General features: G+C 68.0%; 10 protein-coding genes and 1 tRNA gene. 3 read left to right on the forward strand and 8 right to left on the reverse strand.

The features are described from left to right. Positions 1-48: 48 nt before the first annotated feature. Entirely contained in the window at positions 49-549 is a 501-nt protein-coding gene (locus GZ64_RS0105895) for a hypothetical protein (protein WP_021200408.1), read from the reverse strand. Between the two features lie 9 nt (positions 550-558). Further along, on the reverse strand, positions 559-1,926 hold the full coding sequence (locus tag GZ64_RS0105900) for an MFS transporter (protein ID WP_051667863.1): 1,368 nt from the start codon (positions 1,924-1,926) through the stop codon (positions 559-561). On the opposite strand from GZ64_RS0105900, the gene GZ64_RS0105905 reads away from it, so the two are divergent. Further along, complete coding sequence (locus GZ64_RS0105905; RefSeq protein WP_029265486.1) at positions 1,925-2,761, forward strand: hypothetical protein; 837 nt, start codon at positions 1,925-1,927, stop codon at positions 2,759-2,761. The genes GZ64_RS0105900 and GZ64_RS0105905 overlap by 2 nt on opposite strands. Positions 2,762-2,794: 33 nt before the next feature. Here the strand turns inward: GZ64_RS0105905 and GZ64_RS0105910 are convergent, their stop codons facing one another. From GZ64_RS0105910 to GZ64_RS0105925, 4 genes are all read right to left on the reverse strand, one after another. Further along, positions 2,795-6,154 (reverse strand): ATP-binding protein, encoded by a 3,360-nt coding sequence (locus GZ64_RS0105910; protein ID WP_029265487.1) that lies wholly within the window; start codon positions 6,152-6,154, stop codon positions 2,795-2,797. Continuing rightward, a complete protein-coding gene (locus GZ64_RS0105915) occupies positions 6,151-6,813 on the reverse strand; it encodes a DUF4194 domain-containing protein (protein ID WP_029265488.1) in 663 nt (220 codons plus the stop codon). The genes GZ64_RS0105910 and GZ64_RS0105915 overlap by 4 nt, the downstream gene beginning before the upstream one ends. Next, positions 6,806-8,269 carry a DUF3375 domain-containing protein gene (locus tag GZ64_RS0105920; RefSeq protein WP_029259063.1) on the reverse strand — a complete coding sequence of 488 codons (1,464 nt, stop codon included), beginning with the start codon at positions 8,267-8,269 and terminating at the stop codon, positions 6,806-6,808. Before GZ64_RS0105920 ends, GZ64_RS0105915 begins: the two co-directional genes overlap by 8 nt. A gap of 68 nt (positions 8,270-8,337) precedes the next feature. Further along, positions 8,338-9,057 carry a GntR family transcriptional regulator gene (locus GZ64_RS0105925; RefSeq protein ID WP_029265489.1) on the reverse strand — a complete coding sequence of 240 codons (720 nt, stop codon included), beginning with the start codon at positions 9,055-9,057 and terminating at the stop codon, positions 8,338-8,340. A gap of 304 nt (positions 9,058-9,361) precedes the next feature. On the opposite strand from GZ64_RS0105925, the gene GZ64_RS0105930 reads away from it, so the two are divergent. Then, positions 9,362-10,009, forward strand: coding sequence for an HAD family hydrolase (locus tag GZ64_RS0105930; RefSeq protein WP_036331098.1), 648 nt, complete (start codon positions 9,362-9,364; stop codon positions 10,007-10,009). Between the two features lie 56 nt (positions 10,010-10,065). Next, entirely contained in the window at positions 10,066-13,134 is a 3,069-nt protein-coding gene (locus tag GZ64_RS0105935; RefSeq protein WP_029265492.1) for a LamG domain-containing protein, read from the forward strand. 141 nt (positions 13,135-13,275) lie between these two features. Here GZ64_RS0105935 and GZ64_RS0105940 read toward each other — a convergent pair. Together GZ64_RS0105940 and gltX are read right to left on the reverse strand one after the other, a co-directional pair. Next, a tRNA-Gln gene (locus GZ64_RS0105940) sits at positions 13,276-13,347 on the reverse strand. 99 nt (positions 13,348-13,446) lie between these two features. Continuing rightward, positions 13,447-14,952: a glutamate--tRNA ligase gene (gene gltX, locus GZ64_RS0105945; protein WP_029265493.1), complete on the reverse strand. Its 1,506-nt coding sequence runs from the start codon at positions 14,950-14,952 to the stop codon at positions 13,447-13,449. Positions 14,953-14,984: the final 32 nt, after the last annotated feature.

The raw sequence follows: 14,984 nt of genomic DNA on the forward strand, positions 1-14,984 counted from the left end.
GGCGCCGTGGGATACGCGGAAGGGAGTGGCGTCGCGGCGACTACCGTGCTATTCCGCGGTCGGCTCGACGTCCGGTGCCGCGAACGTGCTGCGCATGTGATCGCTCGTCAGGAAGTCGGCGATACCGATCATGATCAGGCTGAAGACGATCTGCTCCGACACCATCCAGAGCGGATAGAGGCCGGGGATCGCCGCCATGACCAGCGTGATCACGGGGAAGATCTGGGCGAACAGGCGCAGGCGCTGGTACGCCCACCGCCACCCGCGCTGCGCTCGCCACGCGAAGTAGAACAACGTCGCGGTCATCGCGAGCACGACGAGGGTGCGCATCCAGACCGCGAACGACACCGACTCGCCATCGACCGCCAGCACCAATGCGACGATGACCGCACCGACGCCGATGACGAGTTCGACCACCAGGAGCCAGAGAATCCAGGTGAATGCCCGGACGGTCTTGGGATGCGTGCGGTCCGCCTCGCTGATCGCGACGCCGGCCTTTCGTCCACCGGCGATCCGGTCCAAACGGAGGAAGAGAGACTCCAGAGCCATGAGGGGAGCCTATTGCGTCCGCGCGTCGTCGACGTCGACCGTTCGATGGATGTCGGGTGCGCCGTTCGCAGCCGGTGGTACCGCCCGCTCCAGCACGAGCGCCAGCACACCGACCGCCAGGCTTCCCGCGATCATGACGCCGATGAACCCGATGTCCAGTCCCGCACCGAGCATCACACCCGCCACGAGCGGGCCCGTGATCGCACCGCCCTGGAACGCCGCGGAATTGATCGCGTTGTACCGGCCGCGCGTGCGGTCGGACGCGAGATCGTTGTAGATCGCGGGAACGGTGGGCTGCAGCATCGTCTCTCCGAACGCGAAGACTCCCATGTAGGCGATGACGCCGATGGCGGCGGCGACTGTGTCCGGCAGGAAGCCCGTCGCCCCGAGCACCACCCACGACAGGGCCCAGATGAGGGCCATCACCTGCATCACCCGCGTGCGCCTCTTGCCGGAGATGACCCGGAGCACGGCGAACTGCAGAAGCACGATCACCGCGGTGTTCACGGCGAATGCGATGCCGACGACCTGCGTCGACACCTGTGACACCTGGCGGGCGAACGCCGGGAAGCCCGCCTCCATCTGGCCGTATCCGATGAAGACCGAAAGGAAGGTCAGAAGAGTCAGCCAGAGCACGGCCCGCCGCCGCAGGATCTCTCGATACCCGCCCACCGGAGGGGCGTCGGCCTCGGCGTCGTGCTGCGTGCGCACACGGCGGAGCGGTCCGAGGAGGAGCGCGAGCGGGATGAGGCTGCTCGCGGCGTCGACGAGGAAGATCGTCGTGAAGGTGGCGGTATCGCTCACGTCCACGAAGAAGCCGCCGATCACGCCTCCGACGCCAATCCCCAGGTTGACGAGCGCGAAGTTCACACCGAAGTACTGCTGACGTACCTCTCCCTCGACCACCGTGGCGATGAGGGCGTTGAAGCCGGGCCAGGAGACGCCGAAGTTCACCCCGATCAGTATGACCGCGACGGCGGCGACAACCGGATGGGTGGCGTAGGCCAGCAGCGCGCATCCCGCGATCATCGACAGCAGCCCGACGATCAGCACCCGCCGTGCGCCGAAGCGATCGATGAGAGTCCCTCCGGGGCCTGTGACGATCAGCCCGGTGATCGCGATGAGACTCATCAGCGCTCCGGAGATGCCGAGGTCGAAGCCGCGCACCTCATGGAAATAGATGATCGTGAACGGCAGGGTCATACCGCGACCGAGCGTCTGGATCGCGACCGTCGACAGCAACCACCGCCCCTCCGTGGGTAGGGCGTTCCAGAAGCTCCTCATACCGATCACCTCGATATTCTTGCGGATGCCGGAGACATCGCGTTCGCGAGCGGATTGTCGGACGAGGCGGCTTTCTGCCATCATCACGAACATGGCGCTGTCACTCGAGGAGTTCTGTTCCGCACTGGTGGACGCCGGTTCCCGGCAGGGGCTGGGCATCCGGCTCTCGGACACCGAAGCCCAGCAGGTCGCGGCCGACCCGCACGCCGCCCGGAGCTGGTACGCGTACTGGCAGTCCATGAACCCGCAGACGGAGCCTGCCGCTCCCGCGTTCCCCGCACCCGAGACGCCCCCGGCCGCCGAGACGGTGCCGCTCGGCGGACACGACTTCGCCCAGACCGCGGCGTTCGCATCCGCTCCGCCGGCGTACGCCGGTACGCCGACCACAGCGATCCCTTCTCCCGGTGCCCCGGTGCCCGGCGGACCTGAGAAGAAGAGCCGGGTCGGTCTCTGGGTCGCGCTGTCCATCGTCGGTGCCCTGCTGCTGCTCGCGATCATCGTCGTGGTGGTGGCGTTCACCACCGCCCGGCACTGGACGAAGGTCGATGCGCCCGAGAAGCCCGAGACCTTCCACAGCGAGGAGTACGAGACCGGTCTGTACCTGGTGGCGGACGACGGCGTGAGCCCGTGCGCCGTCGATCAGGACTGGACCGACTGCATCGACGCGATGGAGGCCCAGTATGCGGGAGCCTGCGCCGGCGTCGAGCTCGTTCCCGCCGCGGCGATGCTCTGCGAACAGCATCGCGCCGAGATCGATCGCATGCGCGCGGAGGACTCCGAAGGATCGGTCGTCGCCTCGCTCGGAGACTTCGGCCACCTCACCCGCACGCCGGAGGTCGCGACGCGACAGGTCTCGAACAACGACTACGAAGCAGCAGTCACTCACGAGGCCGTCTGCTACCTCGGGTTCCTCGGGGAGTGCGACTGACGATACGGCTGCTCGCCCGTCGACGACCGACGGTCAGACCCCCGCTTCCGGCAGACCCACCTTCGCCTTGGCCCAAGACCGACCGCGCGTGTCCTTGAGGATGTCGTACTCGACGTCCACATGCGGCTCGATCGCGCTGTACTTGTCGTTCGGCGCACCGATGACGAGCTGGAAGCCGAGCCCGCGCCACGCACCGATCGCGCGCTTGGTGAAGTGGGCGTCGGCCTTGATCAGCGCCTCGTCCATGAACACCGGCGCATAGCGAGGTCGAGCGGCGCCCGCGTCTCCGAGCTGGTACCGGAGGGCGGCCCCGACGATGAACGCGACGAGTTCCTGCGACTCGCCTCCGGACTTCTCACCGATGTGATCGTAGAGGGCGACGTGCTCTCGCGTGGCGGCTGTGACGCGCTCCGCGCTCACCCGCACATGGTTTCGCACATCGATGAGCTCCGCGAAGTCGGGGGCGGTGCGGCGCATGCGCGCGATGAGGCGACTCATCTTGCGGTACACGGTCTCCCGCTCCGCATCCGTCGCCGCCGCATCGATGAGTCCGCGCACCTCACGGAGCTCACGGCGGAAACGCTTGCGAGCCTCCGTCTGGTTCTCGCGGGGGGTGATCTGCAGACGATGATCGTCGTCGTAGAACGGCAGCTCCTCCATGATCCGGTTGATCGGATCGATCCGGTCCTTGATCTCACGAAGCGAACGGCTGAGCGTCGAGTCGAGACTCGTCAGGTCGTTTCCCGACAGTTTGAGCAGGCTGTCGCGCCACTCGGTCTCCAGCTCGTGGAGCCCGTTGGTCTGGAGAGCCTCCAGGATGCTCTCGAACTCCCCGACCGAAGCGTCGGGATCCGGAAGGATCGTGAGGGTGTCCCAGCGCTCGAGGAACCCCGTCATGAGTCGGCGCATGCTCTCGCGCTGCTGCTCGTGCGCCTCGGCCGCCTCGCGGCGGTCATCGAGAAGGCGCTGCGCTGCCGTCCTGAGGGCGGTGTCCAGATGGGTCAGGCGCTGCGCCGCCGTCGCGGATCCTCCGGTCTCGGCGTGCAGGAATCGGCTGTCGAGGAACGAGGCGTGCCCGTCCCCGAGCACGAGTCCGGATGCCGCGGCCGAGTCGATGACCGACTGACAGCTGTCGACGTCGTCGGTGACCCGACCCCACTGCTCCTGGGTCTGAGCGAGCTCGTTGCCGAGACGCGCCTCTTCATCGCGGAGCCGCGCCGCCCGCGCCCGCAGTTCTTCGGCCTGGCGTTTGAGCTGCGCGATCTCGGGGCTGGCCGTGGTGACCTCCGCTTCGACCGCGAGCCAGCGCTCCCGCTCGGCCTCCACCGTGACGACATCGATCTGCTCCCACGTGAGGTCCTCGATCTTCGCGAAGGATGTCGACCGCGCCTCGATATGGTCGAGGGCGGCCTCGGCCTCGTGCGCAGCGGACGCGCACTCCTCGTGCTGCGCCGTCAGCCGCCGCAGCTGTTCGTCGATCTCGCGCAGGCGACGGTCGTTGGTGAAGCCCAGGACGTTGCTGCGCCCCTGCCCTCCGTGGGCACCTCGACTCCCCTGCGACACCTGGCCGCTGATCGTGAGGGCCTTCTGGTGTGCGCCCAACTGCGACGACGAGTCGACACAGACGTATCCGAAGCGATCCTGAAGTCGCTGCTGAAGCCAACCGGTGAAGGGCGTCGGGAGGTACTCGAGCCGCCCGGGAAGCGTCTTCGGGTCGGCGTTCCGCACCTCGGGGATGCCGGTATGGACGCCTTCGTAGTTCAGACGTTCCGGGGTGCGCACGGAGTTGATGGCCGTGCGGAACGAAGCGAGGTGCTCGACGTCGATCAGAAGCGTCCTGGCGAAGCCTCCGAGCGCGAGGTTGAATGCCTCCCGCCACGGCTCGAACTCGGTCCGCAGCTCGATGAGCTCGCCGACGAACGGAAGATCGGCCGTGTCGAGCCCGACCGCCTCTGCGAGCAGGCTGCGCGACTCGTCGAGATGCGCGGGGATGCTTCCGCGTACGCGACTCGTCTTCTCACGCTCCTCGCGCAGGCGGCGGATCTCGGCCTCCGTCGTCCGGCGTGCGCTCTCGGCATCGGCGAAAGCGGCACGGGCAGCACGGATCTCGGACTTCGGAGACGACCCCCGAACGCCGGCGGCGAAGGCGTCGAACTGCGCGGCGGTCTCCACCTCCGCTCCCAGCTCGCGGACGATGATGTCGAACTTCGCCCGCTCCCGCCGGACGTCGTCCACTCGGCGCTCGGCGACGCGGAGTTCGCGCTGAGCTGTCTCGAGACGGTCGCCGCCGGACTGGCGCAGCACGTCGAGAAGCCCTTCGCGCTCGACATCCGCGGCATCGACGAGAGCACGTTTCTCGCGCACGGCAAGACTCAGCGCGCGGGAACGATCCCCCAGCTCGACCTCCACGTCGCGCAGGAGATCGAGGCGTCGCTGCGCGTTCCAGAGGGCGGCCAGAGAGGTCGGATCCGTGAACACGCCGACCTCGTCGATCACGCGCACACGCTCGGACGCCGAGACGATGCGGTCTTTGATGCCCCGGATCGGCTCGAGCGCGTTCACCTGCTGCTTCGCCGTGAGCATCCTCATGCGCGTGCTCTCGAGCTCGTCGAAATGCGCCACGACGGCATCTGCGGTGGCCATGGTCTCGGGCTCTTCGAGGACGAGCTTCTTGTACAGATCGTCGACCGTCGTGATCTGCTGCCCGGCCTGGATCCTCGCCAGAAGACTGATGGCCTTGGCGCCGGAGCCGGCCGCACCGATCCCGAGCACCGCCTGCAGGCGCGCCGAGAACTCACGGTCCGTCGCGAGGGTCTCCAGCCCCGTCGCCCGCACCGACGCATCCGAGAGCCGCTGCGTCGCCGCGCGCTCCAGCAGTCCCAGATCGAACGCCCCGTTCACGGTGGCCCTGACCCGCGTCGTGTCCTCGAGGACGCGCGCATCCGCGGGTATGTACCACGCACGCACGGCCGTGAACCGCGACCCGTCGTGGTCGATCCACGTCGTCGCGATCGCACTCCACGTGTCCTCCCCGTCTCCGCGGAGCACACGCAGCTTCGTGCCCTCCTCGGTGCGGGATTCGTCGATCTTCCCTCGCCCGTAGGAGAGGATGTTCCGCTGCTCCTCGCCGCGCGGGCGACCCGTCACACCACCGTTCGACGCTCCGTTGAACGGCGTCGTGTGCGGCATCATCAAGGCGATGTACGCATCCATCAACGTCGACTTGCCGGAGCCCGAGCCTCCGCAGAGCAGGGTCGCGTGCGGCGAGAAGCGCACACGATGGGGTCCGCCGTCGTACCCGCCCCAGTTGATCAGCTGCAGCTCCTCCGCCACCCACTGCTGCCCGCGCGAACCCGCCGGGATGAGGCCGAAGAGCGTGTCGACCATGGTCATCGTTCCACCGCTTCCTGCGACCGCAGCCAGTCGCGGAGTTCTTTCAGGGTCTCGGCGCTCAGGACGACCTCGACGAGCGCGCTGATGCGATAGCGCCCGCTGGTCTCCTCCTGCACGATGCCCTCTCGATCCAGGCGATCCATCGCGTTCCGGATCGCCTTCTGCTGCCGGGCTGTGCCGCCGTCGACGTCACTGAAGTAGCTCAGCACGGTCTGCTCGAGATCCTCGATGTCGATGCGCACGGATGCCTCGCCGGCGGCGGACTCGCGCTGATAGACCGTGCGCAGATGCACGAGAACCAGGGTCTCGGCGCGTGTGTACGGCGCGTCCTTCAGCAACACCGGCATGTCGATCTCGTCGGAGCGCAGCTGCTGCTTGTATGCGAACCCGCGGCCGTGGTCGACGACCAGGCGGAGGTAGAGGTCGTTCAGGCGCGACTCGATCACGTGCTGATGGTCGAGCAGCAGGGCCCATTCCCGGCGGTTGCGCTCCGCGGCGATGAAACGGCGCTGGAGGATGTGCGCGAGCAGGCGCCGGATCTCGGGGTCCAGCGTGCCGCGGTCACCCGCGAAGTGCTCCTCGGTGTCGTCTTCCATCGGGACCGGGGCGATGAACGGATCCTCGACCGGCGTCTCCGTCACGAGGCTCTCTTCAGGCATGTGATTCTTCCTTCGGGTTGCGCGCCGTGACGGCGCCGAAAGCGAAACGTCGCGTCGATCCGTCCGGACGCCGCGCTTCGACCACCGAGACCTCCTCGCCCTCGGTCATGCCGTTGCGGTGCGCGATCTCGAGCAGTCCGACGAGGTCGACAGGACGACGGGTATCGTCGGCTCCCTGGGTGAAGGCCGCGGCGAGGTCGAACTCCGGGCCGAGACCCGACACGTACTCCTCGAGCTCCGCATACCGTGGACCGCCCCACGCGCGGGAGTCGACGTCGGCGAACTCGACGTCGTCGGCGTCCGCGAGAGGTGCGGGGACGGCCGGCGGGCGGATGCTGCTCACCGTCTGCCTGAGGTGCCCCAGATCCGCGAGCGGGAGACTGCGCACCGGCGAGTCGCTCGCCCCCGCACCGTCCCAGATGTGGAGAGCGGCGATGACGTCGCGCAGCAGATCGTCGATCTGACGGTCCCGCAGCGGATCGTGGGTCTTCACCTGGCCGGTGATGACGTGCGACGCTCGACGCTGTGCGGCGAGGACCTCTTCGACGCCGAGCTCGACCCGACGTCCGATGGCGTCGAGTTCGGCACGCTGCGTGCTGTCGAGCATGCGGGCGAACGGCTGCCGGAGCAGGCCGTGCAGCTGTTCGGTGAGCGCGTCGATGCGATCCGGATCGCCGATCAGCCGCAGGGCGCCGGAGAACGCGCGCCCCTCCGGGGTCGAGTTCATCACGTCCTGCGCGCGTCGCAGATACTCGCGGAGCACCTCGCCGGTCGGGCGCTCGTCACGCCGCAGATGGGCGACGACGTCGCGCTGCATGAGCTTGAGCGACTCGGCGACGCGGGTGAAGTCGGCGGGGAGCTCCCGTGCCAGGTGCAGCACGTTCTCCGCTTCTTCGAACAGCTCTTCATCGTCGAGCGGATCCGCCCTGCCCGATTCCTCGATCCGATCGATCTCGGCGTCGAGTGCCGCCCGCTCCTTGCGAAGACGAGCCAGGCGACGCTCGGGATCGGCCTCGGCGCTGTCGGAGAGGTGCTCCACGGCGTCGAGGAGCGTTCGCACACGGGAGTTGGATACACGTGTGCGCCCCCCGCCCGTGCGTCCGGCGATCTCCAGCGCCTCGACGGCGTGCGCGGAGAGTCGGTACACCTCGATGTCCTCGTCGATCTGCTGCACCAGCCAGCCCAGTCGCACCCAGTTCCGCGCGACGTCGCGGCCGGTCCCTGCGGGAACCCGGCGGTCGTCATCGTCGTAGCCCGCTCCCCTCAGCTCATCGAGGATCTCGGCGAGCTCGGCCTGGGCGTCGGCGATCGGGATGGACGCCCGGTCTGCCGTGAACAGCAGCGAGAGGGACGCGACGACGAAGGGCGCGAAACGTCCGTGAAGGAGGTCGAGAGTCGGCGTGCTGAATGCGGTGACAGCGCGCGAGAATGCCGCTTCTGCTCGTGTTCCTGTCACGTATTCACATTACTCGGCGCCCTCGACATCGCCGGACGCGACGCGGGGTGACGACGCGAGCTGATCCGCTACCGCGAGAACTCGGTGCGCGTGAGGGGTGTGCTCTCCCGCGATGCCGTGACGAGGAACGTGACGGTGTCGGGCAGGTAGCGGTCCTCGCCGTACTCGATCGGCTCGCCTGCCGCGGTGTAGCTCACGCGGCGCACCCGCAGCAGCGCGCTCGCCCGACGCACGCCGAGCAGCTCGGCGTCGGCGCTGGACACGGGGACGGCATCGATGGCGTGCTCGGCGAACGCGGTCACGATCCCGAAGTCACGCGAGAGCGCCTCGACGACGGAGGCCTCGTCATCGGCGATCGAGGCCAGCCGATCGGCGATCCAGTCCGGGTAGCTGGTGCGCTCCAGCATCACGTCGCGGCCGTCGATGCTACGCGTCCTGGTCACGCGCAGCACACGCGTCCGCGGGCTCACCCACAGGCGACGCGCCTCCGCCGCGGTCGCCTCCCCGAACTCCTTGCGACGCACCTGCCCGCCCGGCGCCAGCCCCTTGGACCGCGCCCACTGCGCGAACGAACGCAGCTCTTCGAACGACTGACTCTGTCGGCCCGAACGAACGGTCCAGCCCGCGCCTTGAACCGGGGATACCAGCCCTCGGTCCTCGAGACCCGCGAGAGCCCGTCGGATCGTGCCACGGGTCGAGCCGTAATGCAGACTCAACTTCGTCTCCGATGGAAGACGGGAGCCCGGAGAGAACTCCCCATCGATGATCCTGGTCATCAGATCGCTCATGATCTCGCGATGGGAGCGCGGGGTCGCCGGTAGCACCGTCTCAGACTAGGTGAGCCGCGATACCGTCGATCGCGCGATCAGGACAGCAGTTCACAGTTGTCCCCCGCTGCGCGACCGCCGGCGGCTATCGTTCAGACGTCGTTCATCTGCACGCCGCCCCGTGCACACCACGGAGCGGGGTAATCGTCCCGTGACCTCGTCGACGCCCGCTTCCGATCGCTCCGCTTCTGATCGCTCCGCCTCTGATCGCTCCGCCTCCCCTCGTTCCACCCCCGCGCGGCCCGCCGCGGCTCGACCCGCCGCCGTGCTCTTCGACCTCGACGGCACACTCGTCGACAGTGAACGGGCGTGGCTCGACGTGATCAGCGCCCACCTCGCACACCTCGGCACAACGGTGTCGTCGGCGCAGCTCGCCGGGTTCGAAGGGCTGTCCGGCATCGATGCCGCCCACGCTCTGATCGGGCTCGGGAGTACGCGTGCGAGTGCGAGCGCGCTCGCGGCGGAGCTGGAGCTCGTCACGATCGATTCCTTCGCGGGGCGTCTGGAATGGGTCGCCGGTGCCGAGGAAGCACTCGCGCACCTGCGGCGCGAGGGAACCCGGATCGGTCTCGTGACCAGCTCGACCAGGGCATGGGTCGATGCGGTCGCCGAGAACGTGAGCCTCGGTGTATTCGACGTCGTCGTGACCGCGGACGATGTGCGACGCACGAAGCCGAGCCCAGAACCCTATCTGCGGGCGACCGGCCTGCTCGACGTCGATCCGGCCGCGTGCCTGGTGTTCGAGGACTCCGAGGTCGGCGTGCGTGCTGCCGTCGCTGCCGGATGCCGCGTCGTGCAGGTCCGGGCCGACCGGAGGGAGGCGAGCGGCACGACGGCCTGCATCCCCGACTTCCGCGCCGTGACGGCACCCTGGGTCGCTTCACTGATGCCCTCCCTGCCCGCGCTTCCCTGACGTCCCCACACTTCTCGACCGCCTTCCGAACCCCGACGACACCTGCGAGGAACCCCATGCTGACCCCTGATCGCCCGAAGACGACACGCCCCCGTCCGCAGGCGGCCCTACGCCGCGCACTCGGTGGAGGGATGATCGCGGCCACGACGGCGCTCACGCTCCTGGTCCCCGTTCTCCCGGCGGCGGCGGTCGCGCCGACGGCCATCCCGACCTCTTCGTCTGCCGTGGAACCGATGACGCAACAGCGCATCGACGCCGCGAACGACGCCTACAACGGCGCCGACGCCACACTCGAGTTCATCACGATGTCCGATACCGAGCTCGGGGGCGCCGCCACGGCGGACAAGACATCCGAGCAGGTGGCCTACGAGGGCGCGAAGCCGCACTTCCAGGCCCTCCGCTCCTGGGCGGACGCCAAGGGCTTCGACCCGCGCGTCGTGGTCGACAACGGCGATGTCGTCGGCGCGAACGACCCGGAGTACTCCGCCCACCTCGCCGGCGACAGCGAGAAGGTCGCCGGCTGGTATCGCGCGGTCGAACGGGTCATGCGCGAGAGTTTCCCCGAGTCGCAGGTCCTGCTCACCCAGGGCAACCACGACATCGCCGATCTGATGGGCACGACCTTCGACTCCGCGCGGAAGAATGCACCGGCCGACGCGCCCGCGTGGCACTACCCGAACGCCGACAGCGCATACGTGAGCAACTTCCACACGACCATCGAGGGCATCGACTTCATCGGTCTCGACTACAACGGCACCAGCACGTTCGGCTACGGCGGGCAGCGCACCGGTTACCAGGCCTTCCTCACCACCACGCTGCAGGACATCGCTGCGAAGCCCGACTACGACCCCGCCAAGCCGATCTTCGTCTCGATCCACAGCGGCTACGCGGGCACGTCGCTCGGGGGGCCCTTCCACGCCGACTACGACATGGCAGGTCCCGACCTGCAGCGGATCCTCGCGTCCTATCCGCAGGTGATGCTCGGCTCGGCGCACACGCACTTCTCCTCGAACCCGGAGACGAGCATCTTCCAGAAAGACTTCACGGTCTACGAGAACGCCTCGATGAACTACATCTACCAGGACGTGCCGAGCGACTTCCTCGGCGGCGGCTACTTCGGGGGCAATCAGGGAGACCCTGCTGCCGGGGTGTCGCAGAAGTACGCGAACTTCATCTCCGTGCTCACCGACGGCTCCACCGTCATCCGTCGATTCGACGTCACCCATCAGCGCTGGGTCGGCATGCCCTGGGTGGTCGACACGACCAAAGGCAAGAGCGGGTTCAGCTACACGGCCGATCAGCGCAGCAAGATCGCACCCTGGTGGGATGCCGCGGCAATCACCGCGACGGACGTCGCCGAGGAGTCCCTCACGCTGCGCTTCGACCAGGCCAAGGACGACGAGCTCGTGAACTACTACGAAGTCGAGATCCGTGATCAGGCCGGCAACCCGGTCGCGTACACGGCGAACCAGGTGCCGGACTTCGGCAAGAACGCGTCAAAGTCCGTCACCGGATCGTTCAAGGCGTACTCGCGGTTCTACATGACCCCGAACACGATGGGCTTCGACGTCCGCGGTCTGAAACCGGCGAAGAACTACACCGTCACGGTTACCGGGTACGACGACTTCCAGAACGCGTCGGAGCCGCTCACCGGCCTCGTGCGCACGGCCGGCGAGCTCGTCTTCCCCGATTTCCCCGAGACCCCGGCACCCGCACCGGACGGCGAGTTCCTGCATCTCGCCTTCGAGGGCGACCTCGGTGACACCGGAACGCATGCGGCATCCGAGCCCACGGCGAAGCCGGTCGGCTCGGTCTCCTACATCGCGACCGATCGCCCGGGGGCCTCCGGAACAGCGGTGCGGATCGGCGGAGGCGAGGGCAGCTACGTCGATCTCGGCTCCCGCCCCGAATTCGACCTCGGCACGGATAAGGACCTCACGATCAGCTTCTGGACCAAGGTCACCGGCGTCGACGGGTACGGTGCGATCATCAGCAACAAGAACTGGGCGAACTGGTACCGCTCCGGCATCAACCTCGCCCCGGAGGGCACGAACACCGGCAAGCTCGAGTTCACGCTCGGCGACGGCACCGACGGCGTCTATGCGACCGGCGACGTCGGCGAGTACCGCGGCTCCTGGCACCACATGACCGTGACCGTCGACCGCACGCGCAACATCGCGAGCACCTACATGGACGGCATGCTGGCGAGGGAGACGAGCATCGCGGGGATCGGGAGCATGACCAGCGGCCTGAACATGCTCGTGGGCGTCGACGGGAGCAAGAGCTACGGCATCGGTCTCGACATGGACGACCTGCGGATGTGGGACACGGCTCTGTCCACGACCGAGGTCGCCGCCCTCTTCGCCGCCGATGATTCGACCACAGAGACTGCCGCACTCGCCCAGGCCGTCGAATACGCGACCGAGCTGATGAACGTCAACGAGATCGAGGCGGCGAACGGACGCGTCTTCGATGAGACGCTCGGCGATGCTCTCGCCGCGGCGACAGCCCACAGTGCGGCTCTGCTCGCGGGATCTCCGGGAGCGCGGGATGGCTCGACCGATGGTACGGTCGCGACAGTCGCCGCCGTCGCACCGACGAAGGCACAGCTGCGGACGAGCTTCGAGTCGCTGAAGGCCGCCGTCGACGCGGTGGAGGCCCAGGCCGTGCGCTTCAGCTATCGCACCGAGGTGCGCGGCGGCACCGTTTCGCCCGCAGAGGGCGTTGCGGATCGCGGCGGCCAGGTGCGCCTGACGCTCACGCCGGCTGCCGGTTTCGGGATCGCGGGTTCAACGGTCACGGTCAGCGGCGTCGACAGCTTCGCCATCGAAGGTGCGGAACTGGTGCTGACAGGCGTCGAGAGCCGCGTGCTCGCCTCGATCGACTTCGCCACGGCCGACACCGGCACCCCCGGCGAGGGCGGCACGCCCGGCGAGGGCGGCACCGGGAACGGCGGCACGGGACGCGGAGACGGCACCGTGGCGAAACCTGGAACCGACGGCTCCGCTGCTCCGCTCGCGACGACCGGAGCAGACGTGGCGATCCTCTGGGTGTGGGCGGGATTGGCTGCCACCCTGCTGGGGGCTGGCGCGTGGCTGGCCCGCCTGCGCCGCCGCGCGGCCTGACGACCGATGGCGAAGGCCCCCTGCTTTCCGTGCTGACACGGATGGCCGGGGGCCGCCGCCGAACGCGTCATTCTCGCGGCGGACGACTCCGACGCATCACCTAACGAAGAAACCCCCGCCTGAGCGGGGGTTTTCATCTTGCTGGGGTACCTGGACTCGAACCAAGAATAACGGAACCAGAAACCGTCGTGTTGCCAATTACACCATACCCCAAGGGCGAAACCGGAGCCTCGCACCGAGAATCAAGCCTACCCGAGCGGCGGCGGAACACCAAAACCGGTGCCGTGCGCCGCCGCCCGGGCGCGTCGCGACTCAGTTCGCGAGGAACGCCGACAGGGAACGCAGACGACGCAGCGACTCGTCCTTACCCAGCAGCTCCATCGACTCGAACAGCGGCGGCGAGATCCGGCGGCCGGTGATCGCCACACGCGGAGGGCCGTAGGCGATGCGCGGCTTGAGCTCGAGCTTGTCCACCAGCTCCGCGGCCAGAGCCTCCTGGATCTTCTCGGGCGTGAACTCCTCCAGCGGCTCGAGAGCGACGACGCAGGCATCGAGCACCTCGGCAGCATTCGCCGGCAGTCCCTTGAGCGCGTCCTCGGCGTATGAGACCTCGTCGGTGAAGAGGAAGCCCACCATCCCGGGGACCTCGCCCAACAGCTGCACGCGCTCCTGCACGAGAGGCGCCACGCGGAACGCCGTCACCAACTGCTCATGTGTGGGCTCATCGAAGAGCCCGGCCGCGGCGAGGTACGGGATCGTCCGCTCGGCGAAGTCCTTCTCCCCCAGCATCCGGATGTGGTCGCCGTTGATCGATTCGGCCTTCTTCTGGTCGAAGCGGGCCGGGTTCGGGTTGACGTTGACGATGTCGAATGCCGCGGTGAACTCGTCGAGCGAGAACACGTCGCGGTCGGGGCCGATCGACCAGCCGAGGAGCGCGAGATAGTTCAGCAGTCCCTCAGGGATGAAGCCGCGGTCGCGGTGCAGGAACAGATCGGCCTGCGGGTCGCGCTTGGAGAGCTTCTTGTTGCCCGTCTCCCCCAGCACCAGCGGCATGTGGGCGAATCGCGGCACGAACGTCGTGACGCCCGCATCGATGAGAGCCGCGTACAGCGAGAGCTGGCGCGCGGTCGACGGCATTAGATCCTCACCGCGCAGGACGTGCGTGATGCCCATCAGTGCGTCGTCGACCGGGTTCACGAACGTGTACAGGGGCACGCCGTTCGGACGCACGACCACGAAGTCGGGGAATGAACCGGCGGGGAAGGTGACCTCGCCACGGATCAGGTCGACGTACGTGACGTCCTCGTCCGGCACGCGCAGGCGCAGAGCGGGCTGTCGACCCTCGGCCCGGAAGGCCGCCTTCTGCTCGTCGGTGAGGTCGCGGTCGAAGTTGTCATAGCCGAGCTGCGTGGCGCGGCCTGCGGCCTCGTTGCGCGCGTCGATCTCCTCGGCCGTCGAGTAGCTCTCGTAGAGGGCGCCCGTCGCGATGAGCTTGTCGATCACCTCGCGATAGATGTCGTGACGCTCCGACTGCCGGTAGGGCGCATGCGGTCCGCCGACCTCGACGCCCTCGTCCCAGTCGATCTTGAGCCAGGTGAGCGCGTCGACCAGTTGGCGGAAGCTCTCCTCGCTGTCACGGGCGGCGTCGGTGTCCTCGATGCGGAACACCATCTTCCCGCCGTTGTGTCGGGCGTAGGCCCAGTTGTAGAGAGCCGTGCGGACCATGCCGACGTGCGGCAGACCGGTCGGTGAGGGGCAGAAGCGGACGCGGACGTCGGCACCACTGACAGTCGTGGTGAGGGGGTGAGGGGTAGCCATAGCCCTTCGATTCTACGGGGACGGGTGACCGC

This window comes from Microbacterium sp. Cr-K32 (assembly GCF_000708345.1).
In the GTDB taxonomy this organism is placed as follows: Bacteria; Actinomycetota; Actinomycetes; order Actinomycetales; family Microbacteriaceae; genus Microbacterium; species Microbacterium maritypicum_A.

Bases quoted from the DNA above. Each gene is read 5' to 3' on its own strand.
- GZ64_RS0105900 (WP_051667863.1), bottom strand. From the start codon at position 1,926: ATGTTCGTGATGATGGCAGAAAGCCGCCTCGTCCGACAATCCGCTCGC.
- gltX (WP_029265493.1), bottom strand. From the start codon at position 14,952: ATGGCTACCCCTCACCCCCTCACCACGACTGTCAGTGGTGCCGACGTC.
- GZ64_RS0105910 (WP_029265487.1), bottom strand. From the start codon at position 6,154: ATGACCATGGTCGACACGCTCTTCGGCCTCATCCCGGCGGGTTCGCGC.
- GZ64_RS0105935 (WP_029265492.1), top strand. From the start codon at position 10,066: ATGCTGACCCCTGATCGCCCGAAGACGACACGCCCCCGTCCGCAGGCG.
- GZ64_RS0105915 (WP_029265488.1), bottom strand. From the start codon at position 6,813: ATGCCTGAAGAGAGCCTCGTGACGGAGACGCCGGTCGAGGATCCGTTC.
- GZ64_RS0105895 (WP_021200408.1), bottom strand. From the start codon at position 549: ATGGCTCTGGAGTCTCTCTTCCTCCGTTTGGACCGGATCGCCGGTGGA.
- GZ64_RS0105925 (WP_029265489.1), bottom strand. From the start codon at position 9,057: ATGAGCGATCTGATGACCAGGATCATCGATGGGGAGTTCTCTCCGGGC.
- GZ64_RS0105905 (WP_029265486.1), top strand. From the start codon at position 1,925: ATGGCGCTGTCACTCGAGGAGTTCTGTTCCGCACTGGTGGACGCCGGT.